Annotated in this window: 10 protein-coding genes; 1 reads left to right on the forward strand and 9 read right to left on the reverse strand. The window is 61.8% G+C overall.

From position 1 onward, the window contains the following. Positions 1-144: 144 nt before the first annotated feature. From OKA11_RS22000 to OKA11_RS22035, 8 genes are all read right to left on the reverse strand, one after another. Positions 145-2,151, reverse strand: coding sequence for an FUSC family protein (locus OKA11_RS22000; protein ID WP_267224326.1), 2,007 nt, complete (start codon positions 2,149-2,151; stop codon positions 145-147). 643 nt (positions 2,152-2,794) lie between these two features. After that, the gene (locus tag OKA11_RS22005; RefSeq protein WP_036526759.1) at positions 2,795-3,736 is read right to left on the reverse strand and encodes an L-lactate dehydrogenase; all 942 of its coding nucleotides are present in this window, start codon (positions 3,734-3,736) and stop codon (positions 2,795-2,797) included. A gap of 234 nt (positions 3,737-3,970) precedes the next feature. Then, positions 3,971-5,104 (reverse strand): FMN-dependent L-lactate dehydrogenase LldD, encoded by a 1,134-nt coding sequence (lldD, locus tag OKA11_RS22010; RefSeq protein WP_017503108.1) that lies wholly within the window; start codon positions 5,102-5,104, stop codon positions 3,971-3,973. Then, the gene (locus OKA11_RS22015; protein ID WP_267224331.1) at positions 5,101-5,925 is read right to left on the reverse strand and encodes an FCD domain-containing protein; all 825 of its coding nucleotides are present in this window, start codon (positions 5,923-5,925) and stop codon (positions 5,101-5,103) included. The genes lldD and OKA11_RS22015 overlap by 4 nt, the downstream gene beginning before the upstream one ends. Next, positions 5,922-7,589, reverse strand: a complete 1,668-nt coding sequence (locus OKA11_RS22020; protein WP_036526799.1) for a lactate permease LctP family transporter — start codon at positions 7,587-7,589, stop codon at positions 5,922-5,924. The genes OKA11_RS22015 and OKA11_RS22020 overlap by 4 nt, the downstream gene beginning before the upstream one ends. Before the next feature lie 108 nt (positions 7,590-7,697). Then, complete coding sequence (locus tag OKA11_RS22025; RefSeq protein ID WP_017503111.1) at positions 7,698-9,569, reverse strand: FUSC family protein; 1,872 nt, start codon at positions 9,567-9,569, stop codon at positions 7,698-7,700. A gap of 196 nt (positions 9,570-9,765) precedes the next feature. Then, complete coding sequence (locus OKA11_RS22030) at positions 9,766-11,478, reverse strand: carbohydrate porin (RefSeq protein WP_036526757.1); 1,713 nt, start codon at positions 11,476-11,478, stop codon at positions 9,766-9,768. A gap of 140 nt (positions 11,479-11,618) precedes the next feature. Beyond that, positions 11,619-14,057 (reverse strand): membrane-bound PQQ-dependent dehydrogenase, glucose/quinate/shikimate family, encoded by a 2,439-nt coding sequence (locus tag OKA11_RS22035; RefSeq protein WP_267224336.1) that lies wholly within the window; start codon positions 14,055-14,057, stop codon positions 11,619-11,621. Positions 14,058-14,372: 315 nt separating this feature from the next. Between OKA11_RS22035 and OKA11_RS22040 the strand changes: the two genes are divergently transcribed. Further along, positions 14,373-15,275 carry a LysR family transcriptional regulator gene (locus tag OKA11_RS22040; RefSeq protein WP_267224337.1) on the forward strand — a complete coding sequence of 301 codons (903 nt, stop codon included), beginning with the start codon at positions 14,373-14,375 and terminating at the stop codon, positions 15,273-15,275. Positions 15,276-15,505: 230 nt separating this feature from the next. On the opposite strand, the gene OKA11_RS22045 is transcribed toward OKA11_RS22040, so the two are convergent. Then, positions 15,506-15,722 (reverse strand): Tn3 family transposase (locus tag OKA11_RS22045; protein WP_267224339.1); only part of this gene is annotated, 217 nt, incomplete at its 5' end.

A 15,722-nucleotide genomic window follows, 5' to 3' on the forward strand; every position in this document is an offset into this window, starting at 1 on the left:
CGATATGCATGGTCGAATTGCACTGATGGGCTCCTTCCCGATGAACCGATTGCCCGGCGACGGCGGCGGAGCATAATCGCGCCGACTGCCAGAACGAACAGGCCAAGCGCTCCTTTGCATTCCAGTTCCGTGTTTTCGCTGAAATCAGGAGACGACATTGCGACGCAAGCTCGTCAATGCGAGTGTGGCGAGCCTCTTTTCGCCTACGCCATTGCCGGAAAACTTGCTCATGGCCAGATCTATGGTGCGGACAAGCGCGTCGTCAGTGCGATCTGCCGCTGTCGATTTGCGCGCGTAGTGCTGCCTTACTCGCCCCAAAACAAGCGAAAGGAGACGGGCATCTTTAGGGCTCGCGATACGCCGTAGTCTTTGCAGTTCGTCGAGAGAAATTCCGACGCGTGTGTCGCGCAAAATCTCAAGCAAAGGAGTTGACGTATCGCCGCCGATCTCTATTAGCCTGGGTGTCAGCAGGCCGATACGATCCAGCATCGTGTTGATCCATTTGGCGGTGTCAGGCATGTGGCGCAAACCTGCTCGCCCGGCAAGATCGCGCCAACCGGCGCGCATCAAACGCAAGCTTGCCTTTTCAGCTCCAATCGTGCGGACGGCCTCCAGAACCAGCACCGCTAGCAGCGCACCGACCACTTGCGCGATTGCGGCGTTGGCGAAAAATGTAAAGCTTGACGAGTAAACAGCATCCAAGCCCATCAAGCCGGGCAGGGCCAGGATCATGCCGATTGCGATGGCTGCTGTGCGGCGATTGACCATCATGGTGCCTATCGTCAGAAAAGCCGGAGCCATGACGGCAATCAGGACGGCAAAATCGGTCACGCGTGGCAGGATCGCGAAGGCATAAACAGCGGCGACGACCACCGCGGCGCATGTACCTTGCCAGACCTTCCAGGCCGTTGGTGCCGGGTCATCCATATTGCTGAAAAGAGCGCAAATGATGCTGGCAATGACGACAGCGCCGGCGCCAGCAGGCCAAGCCGCAATGATCCAGAAGGCGCAGCCGATCAGAACCGTCATAGTTGTGGTCAAAGCCCCGCGAAAGGCCAGCCCGTGATCACGGTGCAGCATGCGCTTGCCCGCATTTTGAACCGCTGCCTGGGTCCGCTTTGACACAATGATGCCTTTCTGCGCCATGGCATCGCGTAACTCGCGGCAAACCGCATGAACGGCGATCAATTCGGCCAATCGGTCGAGCAGGCTGAGTTCGAGAGCCGCCTTCCAAGGGACAAATTTCGCACAATCGGGCTCACACGCCCGTGCACGTCGACGCAGAATGTCAACCTCCGACATGGTGCAGCCCTGTTCCGCTCCGGCCAGCCAAAGAACCGCATCCTCCAGCAGCTCTTTCACTGGACTGGGAAGGCCGCCATTGACCTGAAGCTGCTGAACACGGTCCTCCACCGCGCTCGCCAGCGGCAAAAGCAGGCATAATTGTGTTTCCAGGGCGCGTAGCATGCCGGCCTTGAGGCGATGCCTGCTGCTTTCGAAAGGAAGATGGGCGGAAAGTTGGTGCAGTTCGTGAATATCGGTTGCGAGCTGGCGCCGATCCCGGGCGACGAGAACATCGCTTTGCTGATGCGTCAATGAATCGCGCGTCCACCGCTCGGCATCGGCTAGGATCACGTCAATCCGCGCCATCATCCGGGCTGATACCGTCCTTGGGAAGACGAGGCTATGGACCAGCGTCGCCGAGATAATCCCGATAGCAATCTCCTGGGTCCTCAGGCTCGCTACGGTGAAGATCGTCGCAGGAACGTCTACTGTCGGAAGGGCGATAATGCCGGCAGTGTACCCGGCCAGCAGGAAAGTATAGGCGCGCGGCGTTCGGCCGAGAAGAGCAACATAGGTGCATAGTCCCAACCAGGCGGCGAGCGCGAGACAGAGAAGTTCAGGGACATTGCCCAAGGTCGGCACTAAAACGATGGCCACAAGTGCTCCCACGACCGTACCGAACAGCCGGAAAATCGCTTTGGAGGAAACAGCGCCGGCCAAGGGCTGAGCGACGATATAGCTTGTTATGATGGCCCAGTAAGGACGCTCCAGTCCTATACGCAGGGCAATGTAGTACGCCATGATCGCAGAAAGGAACGCCTTGAGCGTGAACAGCGCATCATTACCGCCCAATTTAGTGAACGTCATGACCGAAACTGACTTAAGCGTTCTCACGCGAACAAACGGGTATCACCGCCCCCATGCAGCAAAGACCCAATTCTAACCGTTTTGATGTGCTCCGGTGGGAATAGCGCCGCTAGCGCCAACCGGGGACAGTAAGCGACAGCGGATTGGGCTCGCCAGTTCAGGCCGATCCGCGTGATTGCCGTATGCCTGGTCCCAATAGAGCTACTCGCGTCCATCCGCGCGCAGCACGTCGAGCTGGCGAGCGAGGTCCTGGTCGGCGGTGGACATGCGCGCATATCCGATCCGTCATGTGCCGGGCCGACCGGACAGTAGCAGCTATGTTCAACATTCATGATTGGGCAGGAATTGTCCGATCGCGCCTTCCAGCGCAGGGTGTCGACAGTCGAATGGTGCAAAGGGCCGACTTTTGGATTGCTGCTGGCGGCGTTTATCGGAAAGCATTTTATGACCCATGCTGTTACCGAGGGAGTCTCCGGTCGCGCGTGTCCAGAACTGAAAGCGCAAGTAGCCGCCGCTGATTTACGCGACTAGCCATCTCGATACGATGGTACTCGGACTGCCATTCGGCCGGTGGGCTGCTGCTCTTGGACGAGAGGCTACGCCCAAGGAAGGAAGCTACGACCTTTGCTATTGCGGGAGCATCTCAAGCGATCGAGTCAAGGGTGCTGCGCAACACCTCTGCGGACGCGAGCAGCGCCAAGCGCTCATCAGGCCGGAGATCGGGTTCCAGCACGCGCAGCACACCTTGTGCGCCGATAAGGCATGGTAGGCTCAGGTAGAGGTCGTTCAGACCGAACGCTCCGGTTAGTCGTGCGGAGATGGGCAGCACCACACGTTCATCGCGGTGGACCGCCTCGCAGATGCGCACGATCGCAGTAGCTACGCCATAGGAGGTAAAGCCCTTGCCATGGTTGATTGTGTAACCGGCACGCATCACGTCGCGCGCTATTGCGGCTCGGTCGATCATACGCCCATCAAGAAAAGCATCGAGCGCTACCCCACCGATGCGCACGGTAGAAAAGGCGGCGACCTCGCTATCGCCATGCTCCCCTAAGACCAATGCTTCAACAGTAGCGGGAGCGATGCCGAGCTCTTCCGCGATTCGCTGCCGGAATCTATTGCTGTCAAGGAGGGTGCCGGTGCCGATCACACGTTCGGGTGGGAGACCGGACGCCTGCTGCGCTACTTGTGCCATCGCATCCGCCGGGTTGGAGGCGACGACGATCACTCCGTCGAACCCGACCGCTTTCACCTCATCGATGCAGGCACGCACAATCTCGGCGCTTTTGCCCGCGATGGACGTACGGGTTTCGTCGCCATGAGTCGCGGCTCCCGCTGTCAAGACCAGAATATCCGCCTTCGCTACATCGGCATATTCGCCTGCCCAAATGCGGGTCGGTCGTGCAATGGCATTGGCATCGCCAATGTCGGCTGCCTCTGCCATCGCTCGCTCTTTACTCGCGTCGATCAGCACGATCTCGGTGAACAAGCCACGCAGCATCAACGCGTACGCGGCGGTAGCGCCGACGTTTCCGCTACCGATAATCGCGACGCGGGATGACGTCGGACGAGAAGATTTGGACAAGATCGATCCCTTCGGTTCAAGCGATGTCTATGTGGCCGACGCTATTTTACGCCGCACCGCCAATACTACCAATCCACCGCAGTCGGTCGGCTCGCCCGCCGCGGCAATCGGACCGTTGCCAAGGCGCAATGCCGTCGCGGCGCCGCTGCGTTTCAAGGGGATCGATGAGAACGTACGCGCTACCGACGATCGTTTCGAGTGCCGCGACCAGCGCCGGGCTCTTGCCGTTTCCGCTCATGCGACCAGCGCCCCACGGTCGAGTTCGCCGACCGATCGCGCACCGGTCAGCGCCATGGCCACGCGCATCTCGCTGGCGAACAGGGCCAAGAGGTTGGCGACCCCTGCTTCCCCCGCCGCAGCCAGGGCATAAATGAAGGCCCGGCCGAGTAGCACCGCATCGGCGCCCAGTGCCAGCATCCGCACTACGTCCAAACCTGACCTGATGCCCGAATCGGCAAGCACCTTGATCTGGCCCCCCACGGCCTCGGCGATCTCGGGCAGCGCGCGGGTACTGGACAGCACGCCGTCCAACTGGCGTCCACCATGGTTGGACACGACGATCCCGTCCGCGCCGAACCGCACCGCGTCGCGCGCATCGTCGGGATCGAGGATGCCCTTGATGACCATCGACCCCTTCCAGAAATCACGGATCCATTGCAGGTCTTGCCACGCGATCGATGGATCGAAATTGTTTCCGAGCCAACCAATATAATCCTCCAGCTTGGTCGGCATCCCGCGATAAGTGGAGATGTTGCCCAGGTCGTGCGGCCGGCCGCGCAGCCCGACGTCCCACGCCCAATGGGGATGCGTGATCGCCTGTGCGACGCGGCGCAGGGGCGCGCCGGGTCCCGACATGCCTGAATGACGATCGCGATAGCGCGAGCCCGGCACCGGCATGTCGACGGTGAACACGAGCGTCGTCACCCCTGCGGCCTGCGCCCGTTCCAGCGCGTCGCGCATGAAGCCGCGATCTTTCAGCACGTAGAGCTGGAACCAGATGGGCGCGGAGGAGGCGCGCTGCACTTCGTCGATGGCGCAGACGGAGACGGTAGACAGAGTGAAGGGTACTCCCGCAGCGGCGGCCGCGCGCGCGGCCTGCACCTCGCCTCGCCGCGCGTACATGCCCGTCAGCCCTACCGGCGCCAGTGCGACAGGCATAGCGAGCCGGCTACCGAACAGTTCGGTTTCGAGGCTAAGGTCGGCCACGTCGCGCAGCACGCGCTGGCGCAGCGCAACATCGGCAAGGTCGGTGACGTTGCGCCGCAGCGTATGCTCCGCATTGGCGCCCCCGTCGATGTAATGGAACAGGAAGGGCGGCAGGCGGCGCCGCGCCGCCTCGCGATAGTCGGTGGGGGCGGAAATGATCACGATCTGCTCTTTTGCCTGTCTTGGGGAATAGAAGGGGCGTGGAGCGCGGCCGCGCGCACCTGGCGTGCACGTTCCTCGTCGATCCCACGGATGGTTGTCTCCACGAACTGGATATGCGCGTCGGAAGCATCGCGCGCCGCCTCCGCGTCGCCAGCGAGGATCGTCTCCATCAGCCGGCGATGCTGGTCTGATAGCTGCTCAAAGGTGCGAGGCACGGTGTAGAGCTTTTCCAGGCTATCCGAGATGCTCGATCGCAGCAGCCCAAACATGCTCGACATTACCGAATGGAGCACCGCATTGTGCGATGCGCGCGCTATGGCGAGGTGAAAGGCGGCGTCCGCCTGGGCCTCGTCGCCCGCATCGCCCGATCCATGGCTATCTATCATCGCGTCGAAGCAGCGGCGGATATGGTCGCGATCCGCAGGCAGCGCGCGCCGCGCGGCGTGAAAGGCGGCCTGCCGCTCCAGGCCCTGCCGCACCTCCAGCACATCGTGGCCATAGCCGGGATCGGCCGCGATCCGCGCGCCCAGCGGTGCGGCGATAGTGCCTTCCGCCCATCGCGCCGCCAGCGGAGCGGCGATGGTGGTGCCGCGCGGCCCGACCGATAGAAGACCCGCCGCGCTCAGCCGCCCGATCGCCTCGCGCAGGCTGCCGCGCGACGTGCCGATCATCGCCACCATGGCGCGTTCCGAGGGCAGGCGCGCGCCAGGGGTCAGGCCACGCTCCGCGATGATTGCCTCGATCGCCGCCACGGCGCGGTCGACTACGCGATTGGAGGAAGCGGGACCGGGGGCCGAGGAGGCAGGGGGCACCGTCGTCATGGGATCATCCAGGGCAGCATATAGGCCTGCACGGTGGTCAGGACGCCGATCAGCGCGGCGAACAACAGGCTGTGCTTTACTGTGAAGCGGAACAATGCCGATTCGCGTCCCACCAGCCCCACCGCGCCGCAGGCGATCGCAATCGACTGGGGCGAGATCATCTTGCCCGTGCCCCCGCCAGTGGTGTTGACTGAGACCAGCAGCACGTCGCTGACCCCGATCTGGCGCGCCGTGGTCGCCTGCAACGCGCCGAACAGCGCGTTGGCCGAGGTGTCCGAGCCGGTCAGGAAAACGCCAAGCCAGCCAAGGAACGGCGAAAAGAAGGTAAAGGCGCGGCCCGTCTGCGCCAGCGGCAGCGCCAGCGTCGCGGACAGCCCGGAATAGTTGGCGACAAAGGCGAAGGCCAGCACGGTGCCGATCGAGTAGATCGGGACCAGCAGGCCCCTGACGGTCGCGGCGAAGGTGACGAGAGCCCGGCGCGGGCGCAGGCCGAGCACCAGCAATGTGACAAGCGCGGCGATGAAGATCGCAGTGCCCGTCCCGGAGAACCAATCGAACTTGTAATCGGCCGGAAACGGCGTTGCCTGCGCGGCGATCGGCGGTCCTTTCAGCACCCGCCCGTCGAGCAGCGGGACGCTGACATGCGCCACCATCGAGGACAACGGGCCATCGGGCGCGAAGAGCCGCTTGAACGGTGCGACGCTCCACAGGGTCACAAAGGCGGTGAGGATCAGAAAGGGAGACCAGGCGCGCACCACCTGACCGCGCGTCACAGGCGCGGCGTCTTGGGCGGGCAGCGCCATTCCCGCTTCGCCGGCGTCCTCAAAGCGGAAGACGCGGGCGGGTTTCCAGAACCGCAGGAATAGCGGCAGACAGATCAGGGTCGCCAGGCCGGCGAGAATGTCGGGCAGTTCCGGTCCGACATGGTTGGCGGTCAGGGACTGGACGGTCGCGAACGATCCGCCTGCCACCAGCACGGCCGGCCATGTCTCCCGCACACCGCGCATGCCGTCCATGACGAAAACCAGCCAGAACGGGATCAGTAGCGCCAGCAGGGGCAGCTGACGGCCCGCCATCTGTCCGATCGCGAACGGCCCGATCCCCGTCACCTCGCCGGCGACGATGATCGGGATGCCCATCGCGCCATAGGCGACCGGCGCGGCATTGGCGATCAGGCACAGGCCCGCGGCGTGAAGCGGCTTGAACCCCAGGCCGACAAGCAGCGCTGCGGTGATCGCGATCGGGGCGCCGAATCCCGCCGCCCCTTCCAGGAAAGCGCCGAAGGCGAAGCCGACCAGCAGCAGCTGCAACCGCTGATCCTGGGTGATGGCCAGGATCGACCGCCGGATGATCGCGAACTGGCCCGTTTCCACGGACACCTTATAAAGAAAGACCGCGCCGACGATGATCCAGGCGATGGGCCACAGGCCATAGCAGAAGCCGTAGATCGCGGCCGCGAGCGCCATGCCGGCCGGCATCCCGAAAACCGTGACCGCCACTGCCATAGCCAGCAACAGGGTGATCGTGCCTGCGACGTGCCCCTTCAGCTTCAGCACGGTCAGCGCGGCGAAAAAGAAAAGGATCGGTATCGCCGCGACCAAGCCGGACAGCCAGAGGTTGCCCAAGGGATCATAAGTCTGGCTCCAAGTTGTGGCTGTCTGCACCAATGGTCCTACCAAGCTCCCGGTTTCTCTTCCTCTCCGTGGGTGAGTAGTCAGCGCGAGTCAAGGTGTCCGCGAGAATTTGCAATGACTTGGTCTGACCAAAGTGCTTTAGCAGGATTCCTCCGGTGGCGCCTTCGCTGCGGCGAGGCGCCGGTGCCAGGCGATCGCCGCGTCGCCTGCCAAGCGGCGCAGTGCAGCTATCGACGCGCGATCTTCCGACGACACGTGGAAGCGGCGTACCGTTGTGCCCAAGTCGTGCAGCGCGACCTCGGCCTCCGTGCTGGCCAGGCCGGCCGCGCGCCGCGCCGCCTCGATCTCTCCTATCGGGCGGGCGGCCTCGACCGCCGCGACATAGGCGTGGTTGGCCGCGATGCCGGACCGGATGCGCTCGGTGGGGGAGGCGCCAAAATCGGGCCAGAGCAGCAGCACGGCGAGCAGCGCGGCGATGCTGCCGATGACGTTATCGAGCATCCTGGCGGAGGCGATCCCGGCACCGGGCTGAAGCAGTTCGGTGACCAGAATGAACAGCATGGTGAGGAACGCCACGAACACGGTGTAGTTCACCGACCGCAGCGACACCGCCGTTCCCGCCAGCCCGATCGCCAAGCCGGCCAAAACTGCCGGCGCGGTGGCGACATGCAACACCAGTAGCGCGATGCACCCGCCCAGCAGACTTCCGAGAATGCGTTCCAGACAGCGCGTCCATGTCACGCGTGCGCCGCCCTGCAATACGACCACCACCGCCATCGCCGCCCAATAAGGATAGCCCAGCCGAAAGACGATCGCTGTGTAATAGACCGCCATCAGCCCGGCGGACTGGCGTAGCGCCTGCCGGCAAGCCTGCCGCCACCCGGTCGCCGGGGCCGTTGCCAGGTCGGCGGTCCTGGTGATGATGGGCAGGTCGGTAGGGTGGGCGTCGAAAGCGTCCAGCGCCTGCGCGATCGCGCGCACGCACCCGATGCACAGGTTGTCCGAGAGACGCCCTTCGGTTCGCCGCAACCGCTTGACGGCGCGGTGTCTCGTTTTCCGGCCGGCTTCCCCCGCGCGCATCGACGATCGCCAGGCGAGCAGCGCCACCCGTACCGCCCGCGCAGTTGCAACGCGCTGGGGGGCGGGGCCGATATGGTCGATGAACGCCTGGTCGAGCGCGATCAATGCCCCGAATATGGTTTCCGCCGTGTCAAGGAGGCGAAGAAGCGGCGCGGTTACACCAGGATCGCGGGCGTAAGGGGCGATCAACCCGCGCAGCCGCTCGATCGACAGGCGCACGGCGCGGCGATGTGCGGCATGCTCGCTGTGCCATTGCTCGTCGCGATGGCGGCTATCCCCGATCGTCGCCAGATCGCCGCTCATGTCCAGCAGCCGCGCGGTGACGGCATCGGCGAGCTGGCGCAGCGGAGCCGCAGGGTCGAGCCGCCACAGCGCATTTATCAGGAGATAGGCCCAGGCCGATCCCGCGCTGAAGGCGCCCGCCTGAAAAAGGGCATTATCCAAGGGGCGCGGAAAGCCGACGGCGACGACCCCCACAACCGCCAGCAGAGTGCCGAGCGGCCCGCTCCAGGCAACGCGTGATCCTCCGACAATCGACAGGAACACCAGCGCCGGCCCGATTATCATGCCGGCCATAGCACCTGCCGACGCCCCCCAGGCTCCGGCGAGCGTGACCAGCGTCCCACACACGACGAACAGCAGGAGCAGACGGCGTCGCAGCCGGTCCGGGCCAGGCGCGTCGCACAGGCAGGTCCAGAAGGCGGCGAACACCGCCCAGCCTAGCGCCGCCCGCCCGAAGGAAACCGCGATCGCCAGCGGTACGCCGACAGCCAGCGCGGCGCGGCACCCCTCCGCAAGGCTGAAATGTTCCGGCGCCAGCCCAATGGAGCGTAGTTCCAGCCATCGCGCAGCTAGTCTGACGGTGGTCGGTGCGGTGCGTCGGGATACCCACCCCATCGCCCATGATGCCATGGTCCTGTCCATCGTCATCGTTCTTCCTCGGCGCCTAGCGCCCGTCCAGAGACATTCTCCGCGTGGCACATGCAAATAGATCGTACATACCCAATAGGGTATGCTGGCATCCGGACTCGTTTCGACTCGCTGCATCCAACTGGCTTAAGGGCCAGATCATCGCCGCGATTGGGCGGGGCACCGAACGTTAGAAGCAAGCAGTTGATGGTAGTTTTCAGAAATTTGCGATGATCTTCATGCCTAGTAGCGTCGCGTCGGGGGTCTTGGTGGTTTCACCCGGACGGATCATATAGTCAAATTCGGGCTGAAGCTGAAGGCCGGGCATGACATCAATGCTATAATAAGCCTCGATCACGTGAGAGCTGGTCTGCGGTGCCAGCACCGAAGCCCCAAGCGACTGACCGCTATCGATCAAGTACATCTGGTTGAGGCGCAATCGGTCGCTGACATGATACCACGACCATAGCACGCCAAAACGATCGGTATCGCGATGCGGGACCACCCCGTTGAATGAAAAGCCCGCATAATATTGGTCTGACAACGCCGCCACGCGCGGGGTGTTGTGGACATAGCCGAACATCAGGTAACCACCCGACATCTGGTCCGATCCGCCCTTGCGGTAGATCATCTGATCACCTTCGAACCAGTACATATTCATCGGTGCGCTAGGCGGCGTACTATCCCGCTTAATCGCGTTGGCTGCGCCGGTTGTCATCAGGTCGGCATAACGTGAGGTGTCGCGGGCATAGCCGAACACATAATGGCCCGGTAGCTTTTTGTCGGTGAGAAACGGCTGCCACGTGAATTCAATCGGCAGCATGACCCCGGTGGTTCGCTCGCTGCCCCAGGCCCAGCCCGATGGATTGCTCGCCAGCGGCGTGACCTGATAAACACCCAACTGTACGCTGGTATCACGCGTGGGGCGCAAGCGTACACGCCCACCCATCGTAGCCTTGGGATAAACGGCGAACCCGGGTGCCCGCTTGAGTATAACCGGCGCCGAGCACGTCACCATGAACGAACATAGTAGCGGCGATGTCGCAAACACGTGGGTCAGCGACATGCGTCCCACCGCCACATCAAGGCGCCCGTCTAACATGGTTTTTTGTAGGTAGAAGTCGACAAGATGAGCGGCGACGCCTCCCGTTAGTCCATACACTTCCATCAAGTTGATATAACGCTCGCCCAGTCGATCGGTCGACACCTGGTGCCCCACTCGGTTCATTACCAAGGCGTGCAGCGTCCAGCCTCGCAGCCCGACCAGCTTGTCGAGATCGAAATGCATTTGCAGGGTGAGTTCGTGAACATAGTCTGCGCCGCGTTCCACGCCGCCATCAAGGTTGTCCATCGCTTCCGCCTTATAGGAGAGGGAGAATGTCAATCCCTTCTGCTTCAGGCTGGCACGGAACCGATCGAGCGGCGTGATCAGATGGCCGCCCACAGTGGTCGGCACATAATAGGCATCGGGAATGTCGGTACGGCGCAGCGAGTCGAGTTCGGATGGCAACATCCAGGATATAGCCTCACTGTCAGTCAGAGGACGCAGGCTGCTGCCGCCAATATTGCGGCGAAGGCCTTCTGCGGTGTCGGGCATGAGAGGGGCCGTATCGGTGGCAGGAGTGTCATGATCACCCTCAGCATCGTCATCATCTGATGGCGTGGGTGCTGCATTTGCCCCCACCGACACGGCGGTGACAACGGATGCCGTTTCATGGGGCGACGCTGCGGACAAAAACTTGGTCGACGTCAGCGGCGATACGATCTCCCGTTCAAGGGGGGCACCGTCCTGAGAACCGCTGGCTTGAAGAACGCTGTCTTCGGCATGGGCCATCACTGGGCTGGCGCAGGAGATCAAGGTTGCAGACAAAGTTGTTAGCATCGGCAAAGAAGCGCGACTGTGCGAAAACGGCCGGGGAAATTTTTGCATTATGAAGCCCTGACCAGCTAGGCGCGTTTCTCCAGGCCGGGTCGATCCATAGAAGCGCCAGGAATCCGCGATCAAATAAGAGGCCGGAGCGGCTGTTCGGGGTAAAGCCGAAAGGCCGCTCCGACGTGGCGATGTCATCCCTAGCGGGCAGCCAAGCCTTTTTGTGGGAGGGCGTAGGCAATGATATAGTCGCCTACGTCAGCCGCGTGGCTCATACCGCCTACCGAGATCACGACATACTGACGTCCGGTACGCGGCGAGCGGTAGATCAAAGGAGCGGCCGGGGCACCGGCGGGCAGCCGGGCCTTCCACACTTCTTTGCCCGTGAGCGAATCCAGCGCGCGCAGGTAATTGTCCTGGGTCCCGGCAAAGAAAACCAGACCAGAGGCTGTTGAGGTCGGTCCACCCAAAGTAGGCATGCCAAGCGGGATCGGCAGGTGGGTTTTGATACCCATCGGCCCAGTATCGCGCACCGTGCCAAGCGGCACCTGCCAGACGATTTTCTTGGTCTTGAGGTCGATCGCGGTCATCGTGCCGAAGGGAGGCGTATTGCAAGGTACGGCCAGCGGCGACTGGAGAACGTCGATCCGGACTCCGCGATAGGGTCCAGCGACCTGCGGACGAAGCGTGCCCATGAAGCCGGGAACTTCGTCCATCGAGATCTTGTACTTGCCGGCGTTTTTCTCGTTGACCAGCATCATGCGTAGCGGCACGCGCATGTCGTTCACAAACATCAGGTCCCGCGTTTCGTCGATCGAGACACCGCCCCAGTTCATACCGCCGAGCAGGCTCGGATATTCGATATAGGGTTTCTCACCCGGAGGCGTGAAGGCACCGGTATAAACCGAGTCCTTGAACATGATGCGGCAGTACAGCTGGTCGAAGGTGCTGACGCCCCACATCTTGCGTTCGCTCAGGCGATCATTGCCAATGATTGGCATGCCTACCGAAAATGGCTGTGTCGGCGATAGCCGATCGCCTTCGGCAGCCGGATTGTTGGTGACGGCCCGTTCGACGACGCGAGTAACCGGCTTGCCGGTCCGACGGTCGAGAACGAAGATATTGCCCGTCTTGGTGGTTTGGATGAGCGCGGGAACCTTCAGGCCCTTGTCGTTCGTCACATCATAGAGAACGGGTTGTGAGGGCACGTCATAGTCCCACACGTCGTGGTGTACGGTCTGATAGACCCACCGTGTCCGACCGGTCGAGGCGTCGACCGCGACAATGGCGGCGCCGAACTTTTCCTTGGCCTGGTTGCGGTCACCCCCCCAATAGTCGGGCGGACCAGCCCCGGTGGGGAGGTAGACGAGGTTGAGCTCACGGTCGTAAGTCGGGACCGTCCAGACATTGGGGGTTTCGAGAGAGAATTGCGGATTCTGCTGCGCGGCGACAGCATTGTCGGGACTACCCACGTCCCAGACCCAGGCCAGCTTGCCGGTCAGGGCATCATAGGCGCGCACCGCGCCCGAGGGTTCGCCGTGGACGATGTCACGGACCCAGCCACCGACAACGGCGACATGCCCCATCAGCACCGGAACCGATGTCGGATGATAGCGCTTGCCCTGCTCGACCGGGCCCATGCCTGGGGCCAGGTCGACTGTGCCCCCCTTGCCGAAATCGGCGCAAGGCTTGCCGGTGGCCGCATCGATGGCGATCAGACGTGCATCGACCGTGGAGATGAGCAGCCGCTGCCTGCATATACCGTCGGGGAGCGCAGCTTTCTGCGAGGGCGTCAAGCGGGTATCGGCGTCGACGTCGTAATAGCCAACACCCCGGCATGTGACGTGTTCGGCGGAATGAGCATGTGGATCGAATTTCCACAGCGCCTTGCCGGTGTCTGCATCGAGCGCCGTGACCATGTTTTCAGGCGTGCATGAGTAGAGTATGTTGCCGATCTGCAGCGGCGTGTTCTCGTCGACGCCAATCCCGGCCCCGGTCGTGCGGCGCCCGGTGCGATAGGTCCACGCAACCTGCAAATCGCTCACATTTTCGAGATTGATGTCGTTGAATGGCGCAAAGCGCGTCCCGTTGGCGTTGCGCCCGAACATCGCCCAGTTGCCCGGCGCGTCGATCTTGTCGAGCGCGAGGGGCGTTTGTGCGGACAGATTGCCCGGCTCGTAAATGGCGCCGTGCGGGAAGAAAGCCGAAATGAGCGTCAATATCAGCGCACCGGCGGTTGCTGCACCACCCCAGAAGCTGGCACTGCGCAGTTTCGCCGGCACGGCTTCCAGCGTCGCACTCGCCCAAAGCCCGAGACCAAACATCAGGGCGGGAACCACCAGACGTGGCAGCAGCGCCCAGAAGCCGAACTCGGGCGTGTCGAAAAGGGCCCAGATGACCGTCGCACCAAAAATGGCGATCGTCAGATGTAAAGCAGCGTGGTGCCTTTTAAGGTAAAGAAACGCGAGAATAACATATGCCACACCTGCCAGGGCATAATAGGATGACCCTCCAAGTGTGATCAGCCTCAACCCGCCTGCGGCAAGGACAAGGCCAACGGCGAGGGTTAGGGCGGAGAACAGAACGCGAAAAATGCTTCGGCCGTTCAAGCGATGCGGAAGTGAAGAGTAGTCATTCATGACGGTCGCTCAACGAATCTACATCAGCCAATCTGTCCAACGGCATTTGACGGTTGTTCACTTAGTTGCCTTTCCATATTTATACTGGAGTTTCACAAGAAATCCGGCGGCGCTGGTATATTATCCCATTTTATGTTTGGATTCTGCACGCGGTCTATATTGTGAAATACGCGCAAATGGCACTAATTCATATCTATCAATCGGAAGCGCGGTCGTTAGACCTGGGTGCCGCATTCATGCGCGGTCCTTTATTTCGCTTTTGTGTATGAAGGAAATGAATTTGCGGAATTGTGAATATTCCAGTAACGAATGGCCATGGAATTCCGGCTATTACGCTCGTTCACTGAAGTCGTGCGTTGCGGCGGTTTCTCGCAAGCAGCGCGTTCGCTCGCTTCCACGCAGTCCACGATCAGCAAAGCAGTCAAGCAACTCGAGAATGAGCTGGGAACAATATTGCTCGACCGTTCCGGGCACCGCTGCGTGATGACCCCTGCGGGAGAAGTGGTATATCGCCGCGGCATCAAGTTGCTGGCCGATCGCGACGACGTACTGGCCGAACTCGATGAAATACGAGGCTTGCAACGGGGCGTTTTACGACTTGGCATCCCCTCCGTTGGCAATATTAAATTATTCGCGCCCGTGGTATGCACCTACCGCGAGCGTTATCCACAAATCGAATTACGTCTGATCGAACATGGAAGCAACCAGCTCGAAAAGCACTTGCGGGCTGGTGACATCGATATCGCCGGCATTCTGGAGCCGCAGTCTCCTGACTTTGAATGGGAGCCGATACGGAGCAAACCGATCGTTGCCTTACTTTCGTCAGTCCATCCCCTCAGCCGCTGCGGCAGTCTCAAGTTGACGGATTTGCGCGATGTCCCTTTCGTCCTCTTCGACCTCGGCTTCCGTCTGCACGGCATGATCCTCAATGCCAGTCGTAAAGCAGGCTTCGAGCCGACCGTTGCCGTTACGAGCAGCCAGATCGATTTCATGATGGAACTGGTTTCAACCAATGTCGGAGTAGCGTTCCTGCCAAGCGAGATCGTCGATGAAAAACACCTACAAGGTATCGTTTCAGTACCCCTCGACGAAGCGGAGCTGGCCTGGGTGATGGGTCATGCATGGCGGCGTAATGCCTATCTTTCTGACGCGACAGTTGCATGGATGAAGCTGATGCGGGAAACTTCCCGCCCGAGTGAACTTTATACAGGCGTCTAGCGCTGCCAACCGCGTTTACGGCCAGTCTGACTATTTCGTGTTCAGGGGCGCAGTCCTGTCTCGCACGTCCGATGATTGTGGCGACGATTTTTTCCCAGGTCAAGGTTACGCGCGATTGAGGGCATAGCGTGGATGGTACGCCGTAAGCGAGGTCTGACGGCCGCCTTGCAGGCGTCACCTCAAGGTTTGTTCGCCAGACAACGATTTCTCGGACATAAGCGGAACATGGGCTACGCTACACGCTTCAACCGCGCCATTGGCTCGTTGAGTGGGTGGAATTCACCTGCTGGAAGTCGCCTGGCCTGCTCCCAGAGGTAATCGCCGGTCAGACTGATGTGCGCCCAGCCCATCGGAGAAAGGTGCGCAAGCAGTGCCGCATCGAACGTCGTGCCGACAGCGTTGAGGTGCTGGGCGGCCCGGTCGAGATAGACCGTGTTCCAGTAGGTG

The sequence above is a fragment of the Novosphingobium clariflavum genome (assembly GCF_026420865.1).
Lineage (GTDB): Bacteria > Pseudomonadota > Alphaproteobacteria > Sphingomonadales > Sphingomonadaceae > Novosphingobium > Novosphingobium clariflavum.

Coding starts and splice junctions, on each gene's coding strand:
- OKA11_RS22035 (WP_267224336.1), bottom strand. CDS start 14,057: ATGAATGACTACTCTTCACTTCCGCATCGCTTGAACGGCCGAAGCATT.
- OKA11_RS22040 (WP_267224337.1), top strand. CDS start 14,373: ATGGAATTCCGGCTATTACGCTCGTTCACTGAAGTCGTGCGTTGCGGC.
- OKA11_RS22030 (WP_036526757.1), bottom strand. CDS start 11,478: ATGCAAAAATTTCCCCGGCCGTTTTCGCACAGTCGCGCTTCTTTGCCG.
- OKA11_RS22000 (WP_267224326.1), bottom strand. CDS start 2,151: ATGACGTTCACTAAATTGGGCGGTAATGATGCGCTGTTCACGCTCAAG.
- OKA11_RS22025 (WP_017503111.1), bottom strand. CDS start 9,569: ATGACGATGGACAGGACCATGGCATCATGGGCGATGGGGTGGGTATCC.
- OKA11_RS22015 (WP_267224331.1), bottom strand. CDS start 5,925: ATGACGACGGTGCCCCCTGCCTCCTCGGCCCCCGGTCCCGCTTCCTCC.